The sequence below is a fragment of the Halomonas sp. SH5A2 genome, assembly GCF_014263395.1.
Classification (GTDB): Bacteria; Pseudomonadota; Gammaproteobacteria; order Pseudomonadales; family Halomonadaceae; genus Vreelandella.
Map to the genome: position 1 here is coordinate 2,716,582 of NZ_CP058321.1, position 23,950 is coordinate 2,740,531.

General features: G+C 58.1%; 16 protein-coding genes. 7 read left to right on the top strand and 9 right to left on the bottom strand.

Annotated elements, in window-relative coordinates:
* Nucleotides 1–19: 19 nt before the first annotated feature.
* Nucleotides 20–688: a GntR family transcriptional regulator gene (locus HXW73_RS12745; protein ID WP_186253454.1), complete on the bottom strand. Its 669-nt coding sequence runs from the start codon at nt 686–688 to the stop codon at nt 20–22.
* 174 nt (nt 689–862) lie between these two features.
* Here HXW73_RS12745 and HXW73_RS12750 point away from each other — a divergent pair, with 174 nt between their 5' ends.
* The 4 genes from HXW73_RS12750 (at nt 863) to HXW73_RS12765 (ending at nt 5,432) form a co-directional block, all read left to right on the top strand.
* Nucleotides 863–1,429, top strand: coding sequence for a chromate transporter (locus tag HXW73_RS12750; RefSeq protein WP_186253455.1), 567 nt, complete (start codon nt 863–865; stop codon nt 1,427–1,429).
* Nucleotides 1,426–1,956 (top strand): chromate transporter, encoded by a 531-nt coding sequence (locus HXW73_RS12755; protein ID WP_186253456.1) that lies wholly within the window; start codon nt 1,426–1,428, stop codon nt 1,954–1,956. Before HXW73_RS12750 ends, HXW73_RS12755 begins: the two co-directional genes overlap by 4 nt.
* A 67-nt stretch (nt 1,957–2,023) precedes the next feature.
* Nucleotides 2,024–3,871, top strand: coding sequence for an ABC transporter ATP-binding protein (locus HXW73_RS12760; RefSeq protein WP_186253457.1), 1,848 nt, complete (start codon nt 2,024–2,026; stop codon nt 3,869–3,871).
* Nucleotides 3,872–3,980: 109 nt separating this feature from the next.
* Nucleotides 3,981–5,432, top strand: coding sequence for a phospholipase D-like domain-containing protein (locus HXW73_RS12765; protein ID WP_186253458.1), 1,452 nt, complete (start codon nt 3,981–3,983; stop codon nt 5,430–5,432).
* Here HXW73_RS12765 and HXW73_RS12770 read toward each other — a convergent pair.
* Genes HXW73_RS12770 through HXW73_RS12780 form a run of 3 tightly spaced genes read right to left on the bottom strand, consistent with a single transcriptional unit; the run spans nt 5,426 to nt 10,743 of the window.
* Nucleotides 5,426–7,150: a bifunctional protein-serine/threonine kinase/phosphatase gene (locus tag HXW73_RS12770; RefSeq protein WP_186253459.1), complete on the bottom strand. Its 1,725-nt coding sequence runs from the start codon at nt 7,148–7,150 to the stop codon at nt 5,426–5,428. The two genes, HXW73_RS12765 and HXW73_RS12770, sit on opposite strands and share 7 nt — an antisense overlap.
* 13 nt (nt 7,151–7,163) lie before the next feature.
* Nucleotides 7,164–8,060 carry a uroporphyrinogen-III C-methyltransferase gene (cobA, locus tag HXW73_RS12775; RefSeq protein WP_186253460.1) on the bottom strand — a complete coding sequence of 299 codons (897 nt, stop codon included), beginning with the start codon at nt 8,058–8,060 and terminating at the stop codon, nt 7,164–7,166.
* Nucleotides 8,020–10,743, bottom strand: a complete 2,724-nt coding sequence (locus HXW73_RS12780; RefSeq protein WP_186253461.1) for a nitrate reductase — start codon at nt 10,741–10,743, stop codon at nt 8,020–8,022. The genes cobA and HXW73_RS12780 overlap by 41 nt, the downstream gene beginning before the upstream one ends.
* 693 nt (nt 10,744–11,436) lie before the next feature.
* Between HXW73_RS12780 and HXW73_RS12785 the strand changes: the two genes are divergently transcribed.
* Genes HXW73_RS12785 through nirD form a run of 3 tightly spaced genes read left to right on the top strand, consistent with a single transcriptional unit; the run spans nt 11,437 to nt 15,718 of the window.
* Nucleotides 11,437–12,738: an NAD(P)/FAD-dependent oxidoreductase gene (locus HXW73_RS12785; protein WP_186253462.1), complete on the top strand. Its 1,302-nt coding sequence runs from the start codon at nt 11,437–11,439 to the stop codon at nt 12,736–12,738.
* Nucleotides 12,739–12,740: 2 nt separating this feature from the next.
* Nucleotides 12,741–15,278, top strand: coding sequence for a nitrite reductase large subunit NirB (gene nirB, locus HXW73_RS12790; RefSeq protein WP_186253463.1), 2,538 nt, complete (start codon nt 12,741–12,743; stop codon nt 15,276–15,278).
* A 47-nt stretch (nt 15,279–15,325) separates the two neighbouring features.
* A complete protein-coding gene (gene nirD / locus HXW73_RS12795) occupies nt 15,326–15,718 on the top strand; it encodes a nitrite reductase small subunit NirD (RefSeq protein ID WP_186253464.1) in 393 nt (130 codons plus the stop codon).
* A 231-nt stretch (nt 15,719–15,949) separates the two neighbouring features.
* Here nirD and HXW73_RS17785 read toward each other — a convergent pair whose 3' ends face one another.
* Genes HXW73_RS17785 through HXW73_RS12815 form a run of 5 tightly spaced genes read right to left on the bottom strand, consistent with a single transcriptional unit; the run spans nt 15,950 to nt 23,607 of the window.
* Nucleotides 15,950–16,345, bottom strand: a complete 396-nt coding sequence (locus HXW73_RS17785; RefSeq protein WP_222105003.1) for a hypothetical protein — start codon at nt 16,343–16,345, stop codon at nt 15,950–15,952.
* Entirely contained in the window at nt 16,330–17,010 is a 681-nt protein-coding gene (locus HXW73_RS17790; protein ID WP_222105004.1) for a hypothetical protein, read from the bottom strand. The genes HXW73_RS17785 and HXW73_RS17790 overlap by 16 nt, the downstream gene beginning before the upstream one ends.
* Complete coding sequence (locus HXW73_RS12805; RefSeq protein WP_186253465.1) at nt 17,007–18,083, bottom strand: MnhB domain-containing protein; 1,077 nt, start codon at nt 18,081–18,083, stop codon at nt 17,007–17,009. The genes HXW73_RS17790 and HXW73_RS12805 overlap by 4 nt, the downstream gene beginning before the upstream one ends.
* The gene (locus HXW73_RS12810; RefSeq protein ID WP_186253466.1) at nt 18,080–21,460 is read right to left on the bottom strand and encodes a toxin VasX; all 3,381 of its coding nucleotides are present in this window, start codon (nt 21,458–21,460) and stop codon (nt 18,080–18,082) included. The genes HXW73_RS12805 and HXW73_RS12810 overlap by 4 nt, the downstream gene beginning before the upstream one ends.
* Nucleotides 21,457–23,607 carry a type VI secretion system Vgr family protein gene (locus HXW73_RS12815; protein ID WP_240538628.1) on the bottom strand — a complete coding sequence of 717 codons (2,151 nt, stop codon included), beginning with the start codon at nt 23,605–23,607 and terminating at the stop codon, nt 21,457–21,459. Before HXW73_RS12815 ends, HXW73_RS12810 begins: the two co-directional genes overlap by 4 nt.
* Nucleotides 23,608–23,950: the final 343 nt, after the last annotated feature.

Here is a 23,950-nt window from a genome sequence, read left to right on the forward strand (position 1 = left end):
AGTTTACACGCCATACGCGCTAGGCGTGTTCCTGATAACGCTTGAGGGCCACCTGATAGGATTTATGGATATGGTCATCCATGAGCGCCCGGGCAGCTTTGCTATCACGCTGTAAGGCAAGCTCCACCAGTTCGTGATGCTGCTCATCGAGGGTTTGTCTTACCGTCGGCATTTTGGGGCCCAGGCGACGGTAGCGGTCAAACTGGTCGTGTAACTGTTCGATGAAGCGCAACAGCCATACCGAACCGCAGGGCGCCACGAGGGTGCGGTGAAACTGGCTGTGCAACGCCTCCCACTCCTCGTTTTTGTCCAGCGATAAATCGGCGCGTTTCAGGCGATGAGCCGCGGCCAGTAGTTCGGCTTCCCATACATCGTCACCGTGCTGAATCGCGCGCTCAAATGCCATGCCCTCGAGCTCGAGTCGCATATTGGCAATATCATCCAACTCACTGCGCGATAGGGTCGGCACTCTGAAGCCACGCTGATTTTCCTGGATCAACAGGCCATAGGCGGCCAGCTTGTTGAGCGCCTCACGCAGCGGACTCAAGCCAACGTGATAGTGCTCTTTGAGCGCATTGATCGCCAATTTTTCGCCCGCGGCAAAGCGTCCGCCGACTAAATCCCGGCGTAGCGTCTCGTAAATGCGGCTGGATGCCGTACTGATAACCGGTTGAAGATGCTGGTTCATATAAGATCCTTTTTCATCCTGGCTCCCATACCTCGAAACAGTGGAGTTGACGCCCTGGGAAGCCCTCGCTTATATTCTATTTTATACATAATAATCGATTTTTTAACTGACAAACGATAAACAAAGGTTGGCCATGCGCTGTATCTCATCACTGACCTTGCGAGGCCACCGCCCATGACGTCGTCGGCCTCCTGGCAACTGTTCTGGGCGTTCTTGCGCGTTGGCCTATTGGGGTTCGGCGGCGGCCCCGCCATGATCCCCTTGGTACGCGCCGAAGTCGTCACCCGCCATCACTGGCTGACCGATGAAGAATTCGCCGATGTACTGGCGATCGGCAACACGCTACCCGGTCCTATCGCCACCAAAATGCCCGGCTACATCGGCTACCGTGTAGGCGGTATCAGCGGCTGTATCGCGGCTGTCATTGCCATCATTTTACCCATGATTGTCGCCATGATTGCCATGTTAAGCATTTTCAGTCGTTATCGCGATGTTGCCTGGATTCGCGGCATGGGTCAGGCCGTGGTACCGGTGGTCATGATCATGATGGCACAGCTGACGTGGGACTTTTTCGATAAATCAAAAGCGGCGCTGGGCTGGCTAGCAAGCATTGTGATGGCGATTGTCTCTGGCGGGCTTATCTACTGGCTCGGTGTTCATCCGGGCTGGGTGATTGGCGCCATTCTGCTTGCGGCCCTGCTGCGCCCTAAGGGCAATAAAAAAGCGGAGGGGTCGGCATGATCTACTGGGAACTGTTCCTCGCCTTTTTTATCCCCAATATTATCGGTTACGGCGGCGGCCCAGCGATCATTCCGCTGATCGAGACTGAAGTCGTGGGCCGCTACGGCTGGATGACCGCCCAAACCTTCGCTGAAACCCTGGCGTTGGGCAATGCACTGCCAAGCCCTATCGCCACCAAGATGGCCGGTTATATCGGTTATGAAGTCGCCGGCATTGGCGGTGCTTTCGTGGCGGTGGCTGCCACGGTCATCCCGACGCTGCTGCTCATGCTGGGCGCGCTGGGCCTTTTGTATCGCCATCGCAACTCTCCCCGGGTCAAACGCATGAGCCAATGGGTGCGCCCGGTTATCGCCATGATGATGGGCTGGCTGACCCTGGGCTTTTTGCTCGAAAGCGTTAGCTCAAGCGGCACGATCCACACGCTGATTATCGGCGTGGTCGCTGGCATTGCGCTGATTCGCTTTAAAACGCATCCCGCCTTTGTAGTCTTGGGGGCGCTGGTTTATGGCGGGCTTTTCCTGGGTTGAACTGGCTATCCACGCTTAACCACCGCATCATGGCCATTCTTTTTGCCAGGTAGCTGCTTGTTGTCATATGTCACCACCCTCCTCTGACGCCTCCACCGCGCCGCTAAGCAGTTTTCTTAGCGTATTTGGCTACAGCCGCCGAGCGCTGGGCCTAGTATGGGAAACCTCGCGCTGGATGATGCTCGGTTTAGCGCTGTGCACCCTGGTCGCCGGCGTGCTCCCTGCCGTAGCCGCCTGGGTCGGCCAGTTGATTGTGGATGGCGTGGTGAGTGCCATGGACGCTCATCAAGCCGCCACTGATCCCGACCTGCTGGTGTCCATTACGCCGGTGCTCAAGCTTGTCGCCTTTGAAGCGTTAATTATCGCGCTGATCGCCCTTGCCCAGCGTGGGCTTGCTGCCCAGCAGTCGTTACTGCGCGCACTGCTGGGGCAAAAGGTCAATGTGATGATTCTGGAGAAAGCGGGCCAGCTTTCGCTTAGCCAGTTTGAAGATTCCGAGCTTTACGACCAGCTGACCCGAGCCCGGCGCGAGGCCTCAACGCGCCCGCTTGCCCTGGTCAATAAAACCTTTGGGCTTATGCAGAATGCGATCTCGCTGGGCAGCTTCGGGGTCTTGCTGGTGCAGTTCTCTCCCTGGGCATTGCTGATTCTGGTGGCCGGCGCCCTGCCGGTGTTTATCTCGGAAGCCAAGTTTTCGGGGGACGGCTTTCGGCTATTTCGCCGACGCTCGTCGCAAACCCGCATGCAAATTTATCTGGAGACCGTACTCGCTAGGGAAGACAGCATCAAAGAGGTCAAACTGTTTGGCCTGGAAGCACTTTTTCTCAAGCGCTATCGCGATATTTTTACCCAACTATTCGCCGAAGACCGAGGCCTGACGCTTCGCCGGGAAAGCTGGGGGTTTGTGCTGGGGTTGCTGGGCACCCTCACCTTTTACGCCGCCTATGGGTGGGTGGTCATTGAAACGATTACCGGGACACTTACGCTCGGCCAGATGACTATGTACCTCATGGTCTTCAAGCAGGGACAGGCCGCGCTTTCCGCCAGCCTGACCGCGATCAGCGGCATGTATGAAGACAACCTATACCTGTCCAACCTCTACGAGTACCTGGAACAACCGGTCGAGGCGGACACAGGCACCCTGACCCAGGGCGTATCACCCGGCGACGGCCTGCGCTTTGAAAACGTCAGCTTCGCCTACCCCGGCAGCGCACCGGTGTTGCACGATATTTCCCTGCACCTATCCCCTGGGCAGAGCCTGGCCCTGGTAGGTGAAAACGGCTCGGGCAAGACGACGCTTATCAAGCTGTTAACGCGGCTTTACCAGCCGACCGCGGGGCGCATCCTGCTGGACGGCAGCGACTTACGCGATTGGCAGGCAAAAGCGCTGCGCGAGCGCACCGGGGTGATTTTCCAGGATTTCGTGCGCTATCAATTGCAAGTGGGCGAAAACCTGGGCGTGGGCGATACCCATGCGTATAACGACGAGCAGCGTTGGCAGGAAGCCGCCCGCCACGGGATGGCAGATGACTTCATCGCCAATATGGCCAGCGGCTATCAAACCCAGTTGGGCCGCTGGTTCAAGAATGGCCAGGAGCTGTCCGGTGGCCAGTGGCAGAAAATTGCCCTGTCCCGTGCGTACATGCGAGAAAATGCCGATATTCTAGTGCTGGACGAACCCACCGCCGCGATGGACGCCGCTGCCGAAGCGGAAGTGTTTGCCCGCTTCCGTGAGCATAGCCGCGGCAGGATGGCCATATTGATATCCCACCGTTTCTCCACGGTACGCAGCGCTGACCTTATCCTGGTGATCGATCAAGGGCATATCATCGAGCGCGGCACCCACGAAGAATTGCTTGCAGCCAAAGGACGCTATGCCTCGCTGTTTCACCTGCAAGCCAGGGGGTATCGGTAACCCCTCTGCAAATGCACATTTTTTACATTGCAGCCTTGCATGAACCCACTATCTTAAAGAGCACGCTCAGCAGCAATATTGCTGCCACTATTCTGGCTTGGGGATGCAGGTGACATTGTTTAAGCATATCGTGCGCTGGTTGCGACGTTTAGGTGTGGTCTTACTGGTTTTACTCACGTTTTATTTCACCCTAATGGCGTACCACCAATTAAAGCCCCTGCCCCCCGGCATTTCCCATACAAGCCCTGTTTATCAAACCGACCACGTCGAGTTCTTGCGTGATTTAACCCACCATGCAGACGATGAACGCCATGTGGATCAGGAAATTTTTGACCATATCCCGCAGATGATCGAGCGCGCCGATGACTTTATCGTGATCGATAATTTCATGATCAACGGCTTGGTGAATGACCCGTCGAAAGACTACCCCACACTGAGCGACAACCTCGTTGAGCAGTTGATCCGTAAGCGCGACGCCAATCCGGATATGCCGATGGTGGTGATCAGCGATGCGATTAACACCGGTTACGGCTCCTACCCAGCCGAATGGTTAGACCGCCTGAGAGACGCCGAGATCGACGTGGTGATTACCATCCTGACGCCGCTGCGCGACTCCACGCCTGTCTATTCGTCGCTATGGCGCATGGGGCCGCAGTGGCTGGGCAATTTAGGGGGCGAATGGTGGGAAAATCCGTTTGTTGACGATGGCCCTAAATTCAACCTGGGCGGCTACCTGGAATTGTTCAACATCAAAGCCAACCATCGCAAGGTGGTCATTACCGAGCGCGCGGCGCTGGTCGCCTCTGCCAATGCCCATGATGAATCCGGCTTCCACGAAAACGTCGCATTCGAAATCAACGGCCCCATCATTGCTGACTTATTACGCGCCGAGCAGGCGGTCATTGACCTGGGCGACAGCGGCATTCAACTGCCCAGCTACGCACCGCAGGAGGCGCCCGCGACCGGTGAACTAAACATTCAGTACACCACTGAAAGACAAACGCTTTACAACGTCCTAGACACCATAGAGCGCGCTGCGGAAGGCGACGAGCTTTGGCTTGCCATGTACTACCTTGCCGACCGGGAAATCGTCAATGCACTGACCGACGCCAGCCAGCGTGGGGCTCAGGTTTCGTTGATTTTAGATCCCAACAAAAAAGCCTTTGGCCGTGATAAAAGCGGCCTGCCCAACCGCCCGGTGGTCGAAGAACTGGTAGAAGATACCGATGGACGTATCAAGGTGCGCTGGTATGACGTTGAGATAGAACAGTTCCACCCCAAAATGATGATGCTGCGTCAGGCCAACGAAAGCACAATCATCAGCGGCTCGACCAACTTCACCAGCCGCAATATGGATAATTACAACCTGGAAGCCAGCCTGATGATTTCCGGCCCTAACGATGCCGAGGTAATGCGGGAAGTGGACGATTACTTCCTGATGCTGTGGCACAACGAAGGCGGCGATTACACCGTGGAGGTCGACGAATATCAAAACACCCTGTCCGAATGGCAGCGAGTGCTTTACGGGGTCCAGGCGTATCTCAAACTCACGACTTATTGAGGCATTTTCGCCAATAGCGCGATGATGATAATACCCAGCAAAACGCACAGCCATTGCCAAAAACGCACCGGGTCGCGCTCCAAAAGCGGCGGGCGCGATTGTTTCAAGGTGCCAGCGCTTGGCGAGCGCAGCTCGAAGATAAACTCCGAAAGCGCCGGGTAGCGGTTTTGAGGGTTCGCGTGCAGGGCTTTTTTGAGCACCTCATCCACCCAAGCGGGCAGCTCACGGTTTTCACTCAGCGCGGATTGATAAGCAAGCTTGCGCTGGGCGGCCCGAGTGCGGGTTTTAGCCACCGCGGTGCCGTAGGGCAGCGTGCCGGTCAGCATCTGGTAGGCAATCACCGCAAGGGAGTAAAGGTCCGACCTTGCGGTACCGCCTTCGCCCAGAAAATATTCCGGCGCCGTGTATTGTGCCGTGCCGAGAATATCCTCACCACTGGCCTCGTCTGCTTCGGCTATGCCCGCGACCCGAACGGCCCCAAAATCAATCAAGCGCACCGTGCCGTGGCGGTCGATCATGATGTTGTCCGGGCGTACATCCTGGTGGAGCATTTCCAAGCGGTGGAAGGCACGCAAGCCTTTGGCCACTTGCTCGATAATGCTGCGGACATCAACCAGATCCGGCTCGGGGTGGTCACGCATCCACTGGGTCAGGGTCTGCCCATCGATATACGCCCATACGCTGTACAGGTAATGCCGTGGCTTTCGCTGCTCGGGTGCCGAGAGCACATGGGCGTTGTTGATGCGCCGGGCGACCCACTCCTCGCGCACGAAACGCTCGACGCTGGCGGCATCTTGGGCAAGCTCCGTGGAGAGCGTTTTCACCACCACGTGCTGGTCGCTTTCCGGGTCGTGCGCCAGATACACATGGCTACGGGCGCTGGCATGCAAGGGGCGTATGATGCGCAGGCCATCCAGCTCGCTGTTGGGGCGCAGCTCGGGCGGCGTTGGCAACCCGCCAAGCGCATTGTAAAGCTCATCGGCATCGCGGTCGGGTAACGTATCGATGCGCACCAGTTGAACCGTCAGGTTGTCGTCGCTGCCATTTTCCAGCGCCGCGCTCACCAACGCCTGGGCGGCCGCGTCCAGGTCGGCGATATTGTCCTGAATCTTCAAAGCCATGGCGTGGGGAGACAGCCACTCGTACACGCCGTCGGTGGCCAGCAAAAACACATCGCCTTCGCTGAGCGACACCGCCCGATAATCAAGCTCCAGGTGCTGGCTTGCCCCCATGGCGCGGCTTAGATGGCTCACCTCACGGGAGGCCCAGAAACGATGGTCTTCGGTCAGCGGTTCCAGCGTGCTGCCCGCCAACTGGTAAATACGGCTATCCCCGACATGAAACAGGTGCGCCGTGGCCGATTTAATCACCATGGCGCTCAGCGTGCAGACATAGCCGCGGTCCATGTCGTAACGGTATTGGCTCTGCCGGGTTTGCGCGTAAAGCCACGCATTGGTGGCCTGAAGCACGCGCTGGGCCGCATTTTTAACGCTCCAGGAGGAAGGCGTGGCGTAGTAATCGCCAAGAAAGCCACCCACCGCCGCTTCGCTGGCCTCACGGCTCACCGTGCTGCTGCTGATGCCGTCGGCCAACGCAATGGCGATGCCTTTATGACGCCGCTGGGCATCGTCGGGCAAATAGGCACCGTAAAAATCCTGGTTACTCGGCTTACAGCCTTTATCAGAGCACTGACCCAGGGAAATGCTCAGCGTGGCCATACATGACCCACCTTCAACTGAAAGCTTTTTCTTCGCGAGTGGCAGGGCTTGTCGCCACGCGCGTCACCACGCTACCCACCATAATCACGCAGGGTGACGGCAATGGCTTGGCGGCAAGCAGACCGGGCATGTCGGCAAGCGTGCCCACTAACGACTGCTGATCTGGTTGGCTGGCGTTGGCCACCAGCATAATCGGCCAGTCGTCGGGCAGCCCTGCACCGCGCAAACCATTGCAAATCGCCTCAACCTTGGAAAGCCCCATGTAGAAGACCAGCGTTTCGTCGCGCCGGGCCAGCGCCGACCAGTCAGGGGTGCCATCCTCCCGGCACAGTTGGGCGGTGACAAAGCGAAGCTGCTGGGCGTGGCCGCGGTCGGTCAGCGGAATGCCCAGGCAGGCCGCCGCCGAGGAGGCCGCAGTAATCCCGGGTACGATAGTGGCGGGGAGCTGCGCAGCGGCCAGGGTATCCAGCTCTTCGCCCATACGACCGAAAATAGCCGGATCGCCGCCTTTGAGGCGCACCACCGACTTGCCCGCGCGGGCCAGCTTGACCATCAGCGCGCCAATCTCGGCCTGGGGTACGCTGTGGTGCCCGCTTGCCTTGCCCACATAATAACGCTCGGTACCGCGGGGGATCAGCGCCAACACGTCATCGCCCACTAACCGGTCGTAGACCACGGCATCGGCCTGGCACAGCAGTCGCGCTGCCTTGAGCGTCAGCAGCTCGACATCGCCACTGCCGGCCCCGACCAGATACACATGCCCTGACTGGCAATCACCCTTGAGCGGCAAGCGATTGACCGTATAACGGTCGCTCTTCTCAAACCCCACCCAGCCTGGATCTAGACGACTCACCAGCCGCGCCAGGGAATTACACCACTTCATAAGCGGAACGTTGCTTAGCGCGCGCATCGGGGCGCTCCTCTTCCAATAGCGATTTCAGTTCAGGAATGCAGCTGCCGCACTGGGTGCCGCAGGCAAGGCGTGCGCCCAGCGCCTCCACGCTGGTGTCGCCATTGCGGATGGCGTCAACAATAGCCGTCTGGCCCACCTGATGGCAGCTACAGATCACCGGACCGGTATCCGCGGCGCCGTCGTCGCAGCCCGCCAACAGGCGCCGACGATGGGTGTCATCGATGTGGGCGTCGTTAAAACGCGCCTCCAGCCAGGCAAGCCCTGGCAGCTCAGCCGGTGGGCCCACCATCAACCACCATTTAAGCTGGCCGTTTTCGACACTCGCCACACGCAGGCGGCCGGTGGCGGTATCGTCACACCACAGCGATGGCGGTGTGGGCAGCCACTCGGCCAGCGCAGCAAACCAATCGTTCATCCTGGCGTGGTCTGCCAATTGCCAACGCTGACAGCCGCGCATGGGAATGCGTGTCCAGTAGGCGTTTTCGCACCATGCGGTCAGCTCAGGCGTCGTAGCACTCACCTGGTCGGCCACTAGCAGCGTTGCCTCCCAGGCCGGCGCAAAGGACGCCAGTACCACGGCACCGTGCTTGGCTTCAGGCTGTCCGGAGACGGGGTCAATGATACGCTCAATCAAGGCGCTGCTGCGCGCATTTTGGCTGAAGCAATCCGTCCAGTGAATAGGCACGAACACCTCACCGCGCCGCTGGGCATTGGATACCCTGGCGCGAGCACGATATTCGCCCGTCGCGGCGGTCAAGACGGCAAGCGACTGATCCTCGACACCGGCAGCGGCGGCGTCGTCAGGGTGCACATCGATAAAGGGCTCGGCGCGGTGGTTCATCAACCGCGGTGCGCGGGCGGTACGCGTCATGGTGTGCCACTGGTCGCGTATCCGCCCGGTGTTGAGACGCAGCGGGTACGCCGGGCTGAGCGCTTGCTCGGGCCCACGCGGCGTAATCGGCAGCAGCTTGGCGCGTCCGTCAGGCGTGGCGAACTGGCCATTTTCAAATAGGCGCGCTGTTCCCTGCGGGGCCTGGGCGTTCACCGGCCACTGAATCGGCGCAAGCGCGTCGTAGCCGTCGCGGCCCAAACCGACCAGCCCCGAAATGTCGAATAACCGCGGGATGGCAGCGGCATTCTCAAAGCCCGAAAGCCGTGCGTGCTCGTCGAATATGTCGCTGGGGTGGGTGTAATCGAATGCCTCCGCAAAGCCCAGCCGTTTGGCAACATCGCAGATGATCTGCCAGTCGTGGCGAGCCTCGCCGGGCGGCGGCAACATGCCCCGCTGGCGCGAGATACAGCGCTCGGAATTGGTCACCGTGCCGTCTTTTTCAGACCATCCGGAAGCGGGCAGCACAATATCGGCGTAGGGCAGCAGGTCGGTATTCGCCGCACACTCCGAGACAATCACCAGCGGGCACTTTTCCAGTGCGGACCGCACGTGGGCCGCATCCGGCAGGCTAATCGCCGGGTTGGTTGCCATCACCCACAGCGCTTTTATCTCGCCGCGCTCGATGGCATCAAACAGCTCAACGGCTTTGTAGCCGGGGCCATTCGGCAACGCGGGCGTCAGATTGTCAGTGGTCCAAAAGCGGCTGACCAGATCCCGCGCCCCTGGGGTGTCGTAATCCATGTGCGCAGCCAACTGGTTGGCCAGGCCGCCCACCTCGCGCCCGCCCATGGCATTGGGTTGGCCGGTGATCGAGAAAGGCCCTGCCCCCGGCAAGCCGATTTTGCCGCCCGCCAAGTGGCAGTTGATGATCGCGTTGCACTTGTCGGTGCCGCTGGACGACTGATTGACCCCCTGGGAGTAAAGCGTTACCACGTGCAACTGGCTGGCAAACCAGTAGTACAGGGTTTCCAGGCGCTCGGCATCCACCTCACAGGCAGCCGCCACCTCAGCGACGGAACTAGCCGACTGCTGGGCGGCGCTTAACGCATCGTCAAAGCCTTGGGTATGGCGCTCAAGATACACCGTGTCCAGCTTGTTTTTGGCTGCCATCCAGGCCAGCAGGCCGTTGAACAGCACCGCATCGGTGCCGGGTTTTACCCCCAGGTAAAGATCGGCTATTTCGCAGCTATCGGTCACGCGGGGGTCAATCACCACCACGCGCATCAGCGGGTTACGCTCTTTGGCGACCTTGATACGCTGATAAAGCACCGGGTGATTCCAGGCCAGGTTGGACCCCACCAGCACGACCAGTTCAGCCTCTTCCAGGTCTTCATAGTTACAGGGCACCGCATCGGCACCGAAGGCGCGCTTGTACCCCGCCACCGCCGAGGCCATGCACAGCCGCGAATTGGTATCCAGGTGCGGCGTACCCAAGAAGCCTTTAAACAGCTTGTTGGCGACATAATAGTCTTCGGTCAGTAATTGACCGGAAAGATACGCCGCCACGCACTGGTGGCCGTGATCGTTGCGCAGTGTGGTCAACCGTTCAGCGGTCGCGTTTACCGCCTGCGCCCACGAAACCTCCTCGCCATCCACGCGCGGCTTTATCAAACGGCCCTGATCGCCCAGCGTTTCGTGCAGCGCTGAGCCTTTGACACACAGCCGCCCGAAATTGGCAGGGTGTTCACGGTCGCCCTCGACAGCGCTCAGCGTGCCGTTATCTGCCACGGTCGCGTTAACGCCGCAGCCAACGCCACAGTAGGGACACGTCGTTTTGGCTTGATGCATGATGACTCCTCGGCAAATTGCAAACGCCGCCCATAAAAAAACGCCCAGGCTGCTAACCACTTGCGGATAAGCGCAAAGTCGATGAGCAGGCTGGACGTCGTTGCCACAGCGAGCACCGTCAAAGGTGCCAAACGTATTTTTTAACGGCTACTGTTTGTTAACGGCTATTAGGGTTATTCGCTGCCATTGCTTTTTAGGAACGCGCTATAATTTAGTAACAACTACAATGCGCGATTGTTGCTTGTACCTGTATGGCTGCAAACCCTAAGCCGTTATTTGCCATAAAATAAATTAAATATTTAAAAACAGAAACTTAAACAAATACACTTCTCTTCTCCCACCGTTAACTCCCCCCGCTGGCACCTTAAACTTGCGTGCTGAAAGTGCAACTCACCCCCTCATGCGCACCAACAACGTGCACATAGCCAGAGGCAGTGGCACACCTGTATTTCTTATGCACCCACTCAACATGATGAAAATAAAACAAAAACCAATAATAAACCGGAATTGGCCGCCGACTTGCTACTAGTTAGATATATAACTTGTTGGCGGCCAATGGCGGCGGCCACGCGTTAATCAACGCTATCGGGCAACGACGCCCCTGACCTTGTTCATCCTGCTCGCAGGAGGCGCATGTTTCAGGGGCGTTTTTGTTTAAAGCGAATCGCCATCATGCAAGATGAGGAGCTACCCATGGAAACCTTTTCCCGGTGCTCACCCGATGACCACTTGGTCATTATCGGTAACGGCATGGCCAGCCACCGTTTAGTAGAAGCGCTGGTCATTCACCCCCAACGCCCCAGGGCAATCACCGTGGTTGGGGAAGAGCCGGTGCCCGCTTACAACCGCATTCTGCTTTCGCCGTTGCTTGCCGGTGACATGCAACCAGAGGCACTAACGCTCCGCGATGCCGACTGGTATCAGGACAACGGTGTAACGCTCAAGCTGGGCGAACGCGTCGAGACCATCGACCGTGACAGCCGCACACTATTAACCGACGCGGGCCAGGCCATCCATTATGACCGGTTGGTGCTGGCCACCGGCTCACGCCCGGCGCTGCCCAAAGTGCCGGGCATTGAGCTCGATGGCGTCCACGGGTTTCGTGATTTGGAAGATGCCGACGCGCTGGAGGCCATTGCTCAGCAAGGCGGCCATGCGCTGGTGATTGGCGGTGGCCTGCTAGGCCTGGAAGCCGCCGAAGGGCTACGCAAACGCGGCCAGGGGTTAGGGGTAAGCGTGTTACAACGCAGCGAGCGGTTAATGAACCGCCAACTGGATGCCACCGCCGCCGGCCTGCTGCAAGATACCCTGGCGGCGCGCGGGCTTAATATTGTCACCCGTGCTCAACTGGCGAAGCTTGAAGGCGACCCCACAGGTCGCGTCTGCGCTGCCGTTCTTAATGATGGCCGCCGACTCGCTACCGACAGCGTGATTATCGCCGCCGGCATTACCCCCAACGCCGAATTGGGCCAACGGGCCGGCCTTACCACCGACCGTGCCATCAAGGTAGACCGCCACCTCACCACCTCCGATCCGCATATTTTTGCGCTGGGCGAGTGCTGTCAGTTTGAAACGCATACCTATGGCCTGGTCGAGCCCATTTGGCACCAGGTCGACGTGCTAGCAGCCGCGCTTTGCGGCGACGCAGACGAAGGGTATCGAGAAGCCCCCACCGCCACCAAGCTTAAAATCAGCGGCGTATCGCTTTACGCCTTTGGCCCCACCGAGGCGGCGCCGGAGCACGACGAACTTTGCTACCACGACCTGGAGCGCGGCGACTACCGCCGGCTGCTCCTGCGGGACGGGCGCATAGAAGGCGCCGTTCTTTACGGTGACACCCAACACGGCCCCTGGTACTTCGAGCAGGCGCTGGCCGGTCACGACCTTAGTGCCTGTCGCCAGGCGTTGCTGTTTGGCGCCGCGGACGTCAATACGCTGCAAACCTCGCAGGCGTATCCCCAGGATTCTCAAACCCCGACTTCAGAGGCGGCTTAACCATGTCTACCCCAACAGTGAATGCCAACAACACGGCAAACCGAGCGAAACTCATCATTATTGGCAACGGTATGGTCGGCCACCACCTGGTCGAGCAGCTCGTTGATAGCGGTGCCCTTGAGCACTATCAGGTCACCGTGTTTGGTGAAGAGCGTCATCGCGCCTACGACCGGGTACATCTCTCGGAATACTTTAGCGGTCGCGACGCTGAGTCGCTCGCCCTATGCGAAGCCGACTACTACGACACCAGCGGCGTCACGCTGCGCACTGGCGAGGCCGTGATCGAGATCGATCGCGACGCGCAAGACGTGGTAACCAATCAGGGCTGTTACCCCTACGACAAGCTGGTACTGGCCACCGGCTCGTACCCTTTCGTGCCGCCGATTCCCGGCAATGACCGCGACGGCTGCCTGGTGTACCGCACGCTGGATGACCTGGACGACATTCGCGCGGCGGCGGAAAACGCCACCAACGGCGTGGTGGTCGGCGGCGGACTGCTCGGTCTGGAAGCCGCTAATGCGCTGCGCGGCTTGAACCTGGATACCGCCGTGGTTGAGTTTGCCTCTCGCCTGATGCCCATGCAGGTGGACAATGAAGGCGGCGAACTTCTGCGCGAAAAAATCGAAGCGCTGGGGGTCCAGGTGCTCACCGAACGGTCGACTCAGCGCATTGAAGACGGTGACGCAAGCCATCACCGCATGGTGTTCCAGGACGACAAGGTGCTGGAAACCGACCTGATCGTGTTTTCGGCGGGCATTCGCCCCCGCGACCAACTGGCCCGCGATTGCGGCCTTGAGATTGGCGAGCGCGGTGGCGTGGTGGTCGACGACCAATGCCAGACCAGCGACCCGGCCATCCTCGCGATTGGTGAAGTCGCGCTGTGGAACCAGAGCATCTTTGGCCTGGTCGCCCCTGGCTACCAAATGGCCAAGGCGGCGCTGGCCACCCTGACAGACGGCGACACTCGCTTTAGTGGCGCGGACATGAGCACCAAGCTCAAGCTGCTCGGGGTGGATGTCGGCTCGATTGGCGACGCCCACGGCAATCAAAACCCTGGGGCGCGCATGTTCCGCTACCTCGACCCGCTCACCCAGGTGTACCGCAAGATGGTCGTCTCCAGCGATGGCAAGAAACTGCTGGGTGCCATGCTGGTGGGCGACAACAGTGCCTACGACACGCTGCTGCAATACTATTCCAACGCCATCGAACTGCCTGACGAACCTGCCTCATTGATTCTGCCGCAAAGCAGTGGTGCCGCCCCGGCGTTGGGCCCTGGCGCGCTGCCGGAAACCGCCACCATCTGTTCCTGCCATAACGTCTCCAAGGGCGATATTTGCGCCACCATTGACGGCGGTGCGGTCGACTTAGCAGGCGTGAAAGGCGAAACCAAGGCCAGCACAGGCTGTGGCGGTTGTACCGCACTGCTCAAAAGCGTGGTGGACCACGAGCTTGAAGCCCGCGGCGTCGAAGTCGACAAATCGATTTGCGAGCACTTCGCCCATACCCGCCAGGGGCTTTACGACATTGTCCGGGTGGAAGGCATCAAAACCTTCAGCGAGCTGATCGAAAAGCACGGCAACCCTGAGACTCACCGCCTGGGCTGCGATATCTGCAAGCCCGCGGTGGCCTCGATTCTGGCTTCTTGCTTTAACGAACCGATCACCGACGCGTCGCATGTGCCATTGCAGGATACCAACGACACCTTCATGGCCAACATGCAGAAAAACGGCACCTACTCGGTGGTCCCCCGTGTCGCTGGTGGTGAAATCACCCCTGATAAACTGATCGTGCTCGGCGAAGTCGCCAAGAAATATGGCCTTTACTCCAAAGTCACCGGTGGGCAGCGGATCGATTTATTCGGCGCACGCCTGGAAGATTTGCCGGACATCTGGAGCGAGCTGATCGACGCCGGCTTTGAAACTGGCCATGCTTACGGCAAGTCGCTGCGTACGGTGAAATCCTGCGTAGGTAGCACCTGGTGCCGCTACGGCGTGCAGGACAGCGTCGGCATGGCGATCCAGTTGGAGAACCGCTACAAGGGGCTGCGCTCGCCGCACAAGATCAAGTCTGGTGTTTCCGGCTGTACCCGCGAATGCGCCGAGGCCCAGAGCAAGGACATTGGCATCATTGCCACCGAAAACGGCTGGAACCTCTATGTGTGCGGTAACGGCGGCATGCGCCCGCGCCACGCTGAGCTATTCGCCACCGACCTGGATGACGAGCAGCTTTACCGCACCATCGACCGCTTCCTGATGTTCTACGTGCGCACCGCCGACCGCCTGCAGCGTACCTCGGTATGGCGTGAGAACCTCGAAGGGGGCCTTGATTACCTCAAAGAGGTAGTTCTTGAAGACAGCCTGGGCATTGGCGATGAGCTCGAGCGTCAGATGCAAACCGTGATCGACAACTACCAGTGCGAATGGGCCGACGCGATCAGCGACCCGGAAAAGCTCAAGCGCTTCAGAAGCTTCGTCAACGACGAGCGTCCGGACCCGTCGATCATCATGACCAGCGAGCGCGGTCAGCTACGGCCCGCTTAAGCGAAGCTTTTCACTGAATAAAAACGGATCAAACGACGAGGCATCCCATGACCGCAACGGCAATGAAAAAAGAGATGGATACAGTGAGTGTTGAAAACAGCAAAACGTGGCAAAAAGTCTGCACCAAAGCCGACCTGGTTGAATTTTCCGGGGTTGCCGCCTGGCTCGATAGTGACGAAACTCAGTCCCAGGTGGCCATTTTCTATTTACCCGGCCATGGCAACGAGCTTTACGCCCTCGACCACCACGACCCGTTCTCCAACGCCAACGTCATTGCCCGGGGCATTGTCGGCGATTTAAAAGGAGCCCCGGTGGTCGCTTCACCCATCTACAAGCAGCACTTCCGACTGGAAGATGGGCAGTGCCTGGAGGATGAGGACGTCAAGCTGCGTACCTGGAAGATCGAATTCAAAGGCGATGAGGTGTGGATTGAGGGGTAATAGTTGACGTTAGGAGGAGGTGTGGAAACTGTCTTCCTCCATCGCTTTTTCATATCACTTCGACTGGGCCAGCAGATTCGACGACGTCGGCCATAGGGGGCGATATGGGCATAATCACCGAAAGGCGCAGGTCTTCACCTACACGGTCTCTTTCCTTAGGCGCTTTAGGCAACGGGGGGATGGCACTGGCGCAGTATGCGCCGGGGCCATAATGAGAGTAGCTTGATCCACTCATACCGCAGCGGTCTCTTGCCGTTGCCGATACGCTGCCATCTCTATCTTCCCGAGCTGAGGGGTTAGCTGGCAGTGCTGGCGGTCCCAGGGATACGCGATCTGTGCCTTGAGATGAGCGGCGCCATCTGCCTTCTTCCAGGCTTCCAGATCCAGATCGCGCCAGAAAAGCGGGTCGCGGCCGGTCTTCTGATCATGCTCGGCGGTGGTGGGATCGAGATGACGGAACGGCTCCAGGCGCGGCACGTCCGGCAGCGGCTGGCTGACGTCCATATAGCGCTGCAACATATCCCATGTAGCCCGGACGTCGTGCTGATGATTGACGATAGCGCTGAGCGATGTTTGGTTGAACTGCTTGCCGGTATAGCGGTGGACAAACATCAATCGGTAGAACACGCCGCCCCGCTCTCGACATAGCCATCGAACTCGACAAAGGGCGCCACTAGGGGCGGTTTTTTCTTGCCTTGGGCAAAGCTCACCATGCCGGTCTGGCGATTCAGCTCGCTTTGACGGTTTTGCATATAGCGGTTGGCTCTACTCGCAAACCATTTATGGAATGGCGTGAGCAAAAAGCTGATTATTTTAGCCAGACCGTTAAAAGCAGGCTGTGTTGTGTAAACAGTGGCAATCATAACCAAACAAAATCCTACAATGGCCACCAAGGGAATAGCAACGCTAGCAAAGGTTCTGTTGTATTCAAATACGGCATCAGAAATGCTCAAAATAAAAAAATAAGGAAAAGAAAGTAGGACAAAAAAATAAGCTACTGGGAATGCCATCAACAATACAGATAACCCCAGCTGGCTTTTAATAAAGCGGATCCGCTGATGATCCCACCACCAATCATCCGATTCATAGAACTGCTTATCTTTCTGCTCCATATGTTGAACCAGCTCGGCGTCCGCGCAAATCTGCTGATAGGGGTTGATATGCGCATAATCACCGAAAGGCAGCAGGTCTTCACTTACACGGCCTCTTTCCTTAGGCACCTTGGGCAACGGGGGTATGGCACTGGCGCGGTATGTGCCGTGACCATAACGAGAGTAGCTTGATCCACTCATACCGCAGCGGCCTCTTGCCGTTGCCGATACGCCTCCATCTCCACCTTCCCGAGCTGAGGCGTTAGCTGGCAGCGCTTGCGATCCCAGGGATACGCGATCTGTGCCTTGATATGAGCGGCGCCATCCCCCTTCTTCCAGGCTTCCAGATCCAGATCGCGCCAGTAGCGCGGGTTACGGCCGGTTTGGCGGTCGTGCTCAGCGGTAGTGGGATCGAGGTGACGGAAGGGCTCCAGGCGGGGCACGTCCGGCAGCGGCTGGCTGACGTCCATATAGCGTTGCAGCATATCCCATGTAGCCCGGACTTCGTGCTGATGATCGACAATGGCGCTGAGCGACGTCTGGTTGAACTGCTTGCCGGTATAGCGATGGACAAACATCAATCGGTAGAACACGCCGCCCCGCTGTACTACGCGCTCCACATAGCCGTCGAATTCGACGAAAGGTGCTCTTAGCGGCGGCTTCCTCTTGCCTTGTGCGAAGCTCACCATGCCGGTTTGGCGATTAAGCTCACTTTGGCGGTTGTTCATATAACTATTGCCGCGCTTGGCAAGCCAACCCTGAAAAGGCCTCGCAAGGTAAGCACAACCACGGATAATCCCGTTCATAACGGATTGGCAGGTATAAGCGCCGATAATTGCTGCGCCTATCAGCCCCCCCCCCGCCACTGCGAGAAAAATTAACATGGCTAGTACGGCGTTGTGATCATGGTCTTGCATATAAAAAACAATTACATACGAGAGGTAAAAAGGAAAAAACACCAGAAAGCAAAAGTATAAAAAAGGAAAAGCCATTAATAATACAGATAACCCCAGCTGGCTTTTTATAAAGCGGATGCGTTGATGATCCCACCACCAATCATCTGATAGATAGAATTGTTTATCTTTCTGCTCCATATGTTGAACCAGCTCGGCGTCCGCGCAAATCTGCTGATAGGGGTTGATATGCGCATAATCACCGAAAGGCAGCAGGTCTTCACCTAAACGACCCCTTTTCTTGGGTGCTTCAGGTAATGAAGGGATCTCGTCGCTACTATAGGCACCTGGATTATAAGGGGAGGAGGTAGCCTCATTCATACGCGGAATTCCTTGATATACCAGTACTGCGGATCTTGCTGCCTGCCAACCAATGTGCGAATTAGACGGCTGATTGGATTATCGACCGTACGATGACCACGGGCCGGTAACGTTCCATGCTCTTGTTCACTATAGGCTTCATAATGATCAAGCATTGGCGTGGGCAGTACCATCGCGTCCAGTTCCCATTCGATTCTGGCCTGCATAGCGACTCGGAGCCGGGAAGTCGATGTCACCGAAGTGCCACTCATCTCGAAGCTCTCCTCGGCTACCTTGCGCTTGACCAGAAAGCGAACGGCACTTTGCTGCGGCAGCAACTGGCGCTTGCCAATTTCAAAGGGTTCCGGTGCCCGGGTGATATTCGAGAGTTTTTCATAGGTGCCAAGCGGAGTAATGGTACCGGTATCGGTCTGCTCGAGTTCTTGCACCGCCAGTGTCAAGGCGTCGCCGATTTTGTAGCGGCTGATCAGCGGCGTGCTGATGGTAACGACATAATCCCGTTTGCTGGGTGATTCTCGTGTCGATTCCCAGACGCTATCCAGCAAGGCCTGGCGCTCATTGGGTTCCAATACACCGTAGCGTTTAACGTTAACCTCGACAGGGCTAAGCTGTGTCAATAGCTGCGGGTAGTAGGCTTGGTCATCCATTGACGCCATATCGCTACTTGCGTGTGTGCCCAATGGCCCTCGCCTTAGCAACTGCTCGAAAGGGGTGTCCTGATTCATCGCCGCATAGCTGGTGCCGCCAATGGCCAACCCTAACCCCAGTAGCGCCCAGCCCCAACCAGGAATCAGCAATAACCCTGGCATTAAGGGAGCGGCTAGAAACAGCGAACCTCCGGCAACCGCTATACCATGGCCTATCGCAGCATCATGGTCACCACCTTGCAGGCTATTGCGCAACTCCCAGGAGCTAACGCCAACGGTGAAAACGCCGGCAAAAAAGTTAAACAAGCCAATAGTTCGGACAAGCGTGCTTGCACCGATCTGGGACAGCCTTGACCCAATAACCGGCCAGCTTTTCATATCGAACCAAGCTCTTTGCACAAACTTGCCGATGAGCGTGTTAGAAGTTGGATATAACACTGTGTGAAGCTTCATTGACGCTGCACTTAGATCTGCCAAGCCACTCAGTGCCTTAGAAAGTTGAAGCCCTGTAAGCTCTCCAGCTTGGTGTGCTTTGACCGCGCTGACTGTTTCTCGCCCAAGATTATAAATCGCAAACCCTACTAACACCCTCGACACCGCCGGGCCATCGATCACCAACTTGGCCTGCCCGGCAATTTTCGTTAGGCGTAGTTGGTTGAGGTTAGCCGCCTCGGGGTGCCCGACGGGCAATACGTATACCAGAGTATGCCCTGCCACCTGGCGAATGGCATCGTCGACTTCCGCCGACATACGCTTCGGACTGGTCGAGGCACTCACATTGCCTCTTGGATCCACCTGTTCGGCGTAAAGGTAATCCCGTTGGGTCTGCAGGGCGCCACTGGTACGGTCGCGATCGGTCAATCCCCATGCGATGCCATCGCCATGTACGCCGATGATGGTATAGCGGCTCAAGTCGACGTCGCCACGCGGCATGACGTGTAGTTCGCCTCGCAGGTTGCCATCGATAAGGTTGGCGTGGTTTCCAACGGCAGTGAAAGTACGCCTTAGCTGAACGGTCTCCACATCGTCGCTGACCTTTTCGACGGCCCGCAGCACCGCCTGGCTCCATTGCCCTACGATGGTGCTGATCAGCCCGCTGACCTTACTGGCATTGGCCAAGCTGATAACGTAGCTTTGCTGGGCAAGCTCTTGTGCCGAGAGGTTCTGCGCTATAACGCCCAGAGATTCCATGCCTAAGCCTGTGGCACCCGCTTCATCAATATCGCTGTTGTCTTCGGCCAGTTGACGGAGAAACGCTGGCCGGAAGTTACCGCTGCCATCATTCTCGCTTTCTTCGCTGTCTGAATCATCACACCACAGCGCTTGTAAATCCTGACGGCTCAGCAGCCGAGTGAGCAGCGCCTTAACGTTGGCCCCTATAGCGGCTGCGCCTTGTTCGCGCAAGATGCCGGGCAATTGCTGCAACACACCTAGCAAGTCACCACATAGCGCATAGAGCTCACATATGCCTAATTGATGATGGCTGCTGTAATCGCGCAATACCGCCACTAAGGTGCCGTCACTGATCAGTGGTTCCAATAATTCGATGTGATGTTGCACCCGCGCCACGGCATGATCGCGCTCAGCCTGATTCAGAGTTTGATTCAATTTTTCCTGATCAATGGTGTCGCGGTATTCAGCCAGAGGCGTCTGTTCACCGTTTTCTGAAACATCGTAGAGCGCCTGGCGCACTAATTTCGCGGAATGTGCCAACGGTTTGTCGCTGAGCAGGCTATCGAGACCGTCCAGGTAGTGTTGGGCGAGGTGAAGTTGGGCCAGGCCATGGCGCAGCGTAAACAGGGGATCCGGCAGTGCCACGGCGACGATGCCTGCGTTTTCCCGAATGCTGGCCAAGAGATCGTCGCCTGCCTCGCATTCCAGGGCAAGCGTCGACGCGCGATCGGTTTCACCTGCCTGCTCCCATAGGGTCTTGAGTTTGGTGCACAATTCGTCGCCCGCTGGTGCGGTAAAATCGGCCGTGAAGGTTTCGGGGGCTTCCAGCATCAGTTCGATACCCAGATCGCGCTCGCGCAGCGCTGGCTGGTCGGCCACGCGCCCGGCGGGAAAACCTGTCTGCATGGAGAGCTGCTTCTCGGTATCGAAAATCACGGCATGGGCATGCCCGACGGCGGTGGTGCGAACTTCAAGTTGGCCGGGGTTTGCTTCCAGCCACGTAATATAAGGCCAGCTCCAGGCAATCTCGCTGTAGGCGAGGCGCACACAATGCAGGGTAGCCTGTCTCTGCAGCATGGCTGGCAACAGGATGTCATCGAGCCATTCGCCTTCGCTGGCGCGCTCGTTGGGGGTATCGCCCCCCTCTGCCTGTTCGCGATAGTGCGTAAGGTCCACATCGCTGAGCTTGCCGTCGGGGCCGACCTCGAGTTCGCGCCACAAGCGGTTGTCGAAGAACACGTACAAATAACCCGGGCGCAGCATGGCGGCGGCGATGCCGGTGTAAGTCGTGACACCATTCTGTTGCACAGGGCGGTCGCGACCCACTTCCGCCAGGGGACGAACGGCCAGCAGGGTGTTGTCCTGCAAACTGCCATCGGTGCGCTCGAAGACGGTTCGGGCGTGCTCCACCAGCGGTATCTCAATGTCGCCGCCCCCTTCACGCTTGGGAATGACCAGTGCCAGGGTGCCGTCTTCTTCGTCTTCGTACTCGACCCGCCGTCGAATGCCCAGGTCAGTGTCTTCGTCTTGCAGTTCCTTGAGATCGCCTTCACTCATCCGTTTTGCCCCCCTTTTGTCGGGCTCCGTCTCTTGCGCAGGCGCGCCTGCTGTCCATCCTGACCGCCGCTGGTCACGTCGACGAGGAACTCTCGCTTGCCTACTCCTTCTGCCTCGACCCGCTTGGCCTGCTGGCTGGGTTCATGGCCTGAGAAGTCGATGCGAGCGTGCTCCTCTCCCTCTGCATGCCGGGGTAGCTCTGGAGGGCTGGCTTCTTGCCCGCTGCCTGAGCCCGGGCTACCCCCAGAGTTGATCTTGACCTGGGCACCAACGATGGTAATGCCGCTGGGGTCGAGCTTGACGAAGCTGCCCCCAGCCTCGAGGGTGATCTCTGCGCCGGCATCGATCACCGTCTTGCCGCCTGATTTGTGATGCACTTCCTGCCCCGCTTCCAGCAGCTGTGCTCGGCCGATTTTCTCGTGGCGGGTGCCATCGATCGTTAGATGATCGTCGCCGTCTATCTTGGTGTGGCGGTTGTTATGCACTGTGTGGTGATCGTCGTTGTCGATCTCGCTGATGCGGTCGTTTTGAACCTTGATATGGCTGTCGCGGCGGATCTCTTCGGTGCGGTCATTAAGCGTCAGCAGCTCCAGGTCTTTCTGGGCGTGGAGCCAGATTTGCTCTTCGCCCGCTTCGTCTTCAAAGCGCAGTTCGTTAAAGCCGTCGGCCTTGTGGCTTTGGGTGCGGATGACGGTGCGAGTCTTGTGTTCCGGCAGCGAGTAAGGCGCGGTATTCACGGCGTGATAGGTTCGCCCGGTAACCAAGGGTTGATCCGGGTCGCCCTCCAGAAACGAGACAATCACCTCATGGCCGATACGCGGAATGGCGATGCTGCCATAGCCGCCGCCTGCCCAGCCCTGGGCAACTCGCACCCAGCAGCTGGCCGTTTCATTGGATTCAGCGTAGCGGTCCCAGGGGAACTGGACCTTGACCCGGCCGTGCTCGTCGCAGTGAATCTCTTCGCCTTCCGGGCCAACCACAAAGGCGACCTGGGGGCCATCGACACGGGGCTTGGGGTTGGGGGACGCCCGCCAGGGTGCATCGCCGGGAATCAACGTGACCTGGTTGTGGTAGCGGGTCATCCCGGCAGCGTCGCCCTGCGTGATGCCATCCTCTTCCAGCGCTTGAGGCTGTTCGCCGTGGTGAAGAACACTGATAGCCTGCCAGTCGCGGTTGAGGCTGTCGGCGTCGTGATCCGTCAGGCTAAAGCGCAGGCCGGGGGCGAGTTCGGGCAAGTCGCTTTCGGCGCTGGCGGTGATCGCTTCCCGGCGCAGCTGTTCCAGGCGAATACGGGTAAAGGGCTCGCCTGAAGCATCCTGCTTATAGCGACCGGGGTAGTCGTAGTGTTCGTACCCTTTATCAACGACGCCCTGCTGTCCATGGCCTTCCACATCACGGCCCAGGTGGTCGTGGAGCTGCGCATAGGCGGGATTTTTAAAGCTGTAGTCTTTCAGCGTGGCGGACGAACTCGCCACCCTGGCGGTATGGCTGAGTTTACGCACATGACGTGTGGGCGCGGTGCCACCGGCGCGGCTGTGGTACGTGCGCTCGCCAAGATGGGTCAGCACCTGGGGGTCGTCGGCGAAGATCAGCCGATGGGCGCCGTTGTCACTGTCCTCAAACTCATGGAAGTAAAAAAGCCCCTCTTCGGCGGCCAGGCGCTCGATAAAGGCGAGGTCGGTCTCGCGGTACTGTACGCAGTACTCGCGCTCGGCAAGCTCGCGGGTGACCGCAAAGGCCACGTCGCGAATGCCCCGCTCATCGCATAAGGTATTGATAATGGTGAGCGGGTCGACTTTCTGAAAAATCCGCGAGTTGTGGCGCAGCGAAAGCCGCCACATCGCCGGGCGCATCACTAGCGAGTAGAAGGTACGCCGATGGCCGCGGTCACCCTGGCCAAATTCGCTGACAATGCCGTGCACGCGGCGCAGCGGTTCGCCGTCCTGCCAGATCGTCAATGAAGCCTCACGATCCAGGAGGTCGGCAGCATCCAGGCTACCATCGCGGCTGGCCAGGTTGAGCGCCAGATTGAAAGGTTGGGAGAGCGCTTCGCGGTGGGTAAAGTCGATCACCGCGATCTCTTCAACGCCGGGGAGCGTTAGGGTGAATTGTAGGCCCGTCTTATCTGTCTCCATCCTTTGAGACATAATGCCACTCCTTGGATCGTTATCTGCTTAATGAGAAACGGTCAGAATAGCGAGCCAGAAGCGAAGCGCAACCCGTGCAGGGCACGTCACAGCGATCTCTTACATGTGTAAGAGATCGCTTACAAAAGTAACTCGATAAACTTATAGAAACTGCCTCTCAAATCGACAAGAGTTCTTAATCTAGGAATCACACTACTCCATATTTTTGAATAGCATTTTCCATAACTGGCAATAAGCCGAAAGAAAAGTCGTTTGCATAATGAACCTCCACATCTCTATTTAAAAACAGCACTAATTTTGAAGGACTCAGATGCTTAGTAGCATTAGATAAGTTGCGAACAAA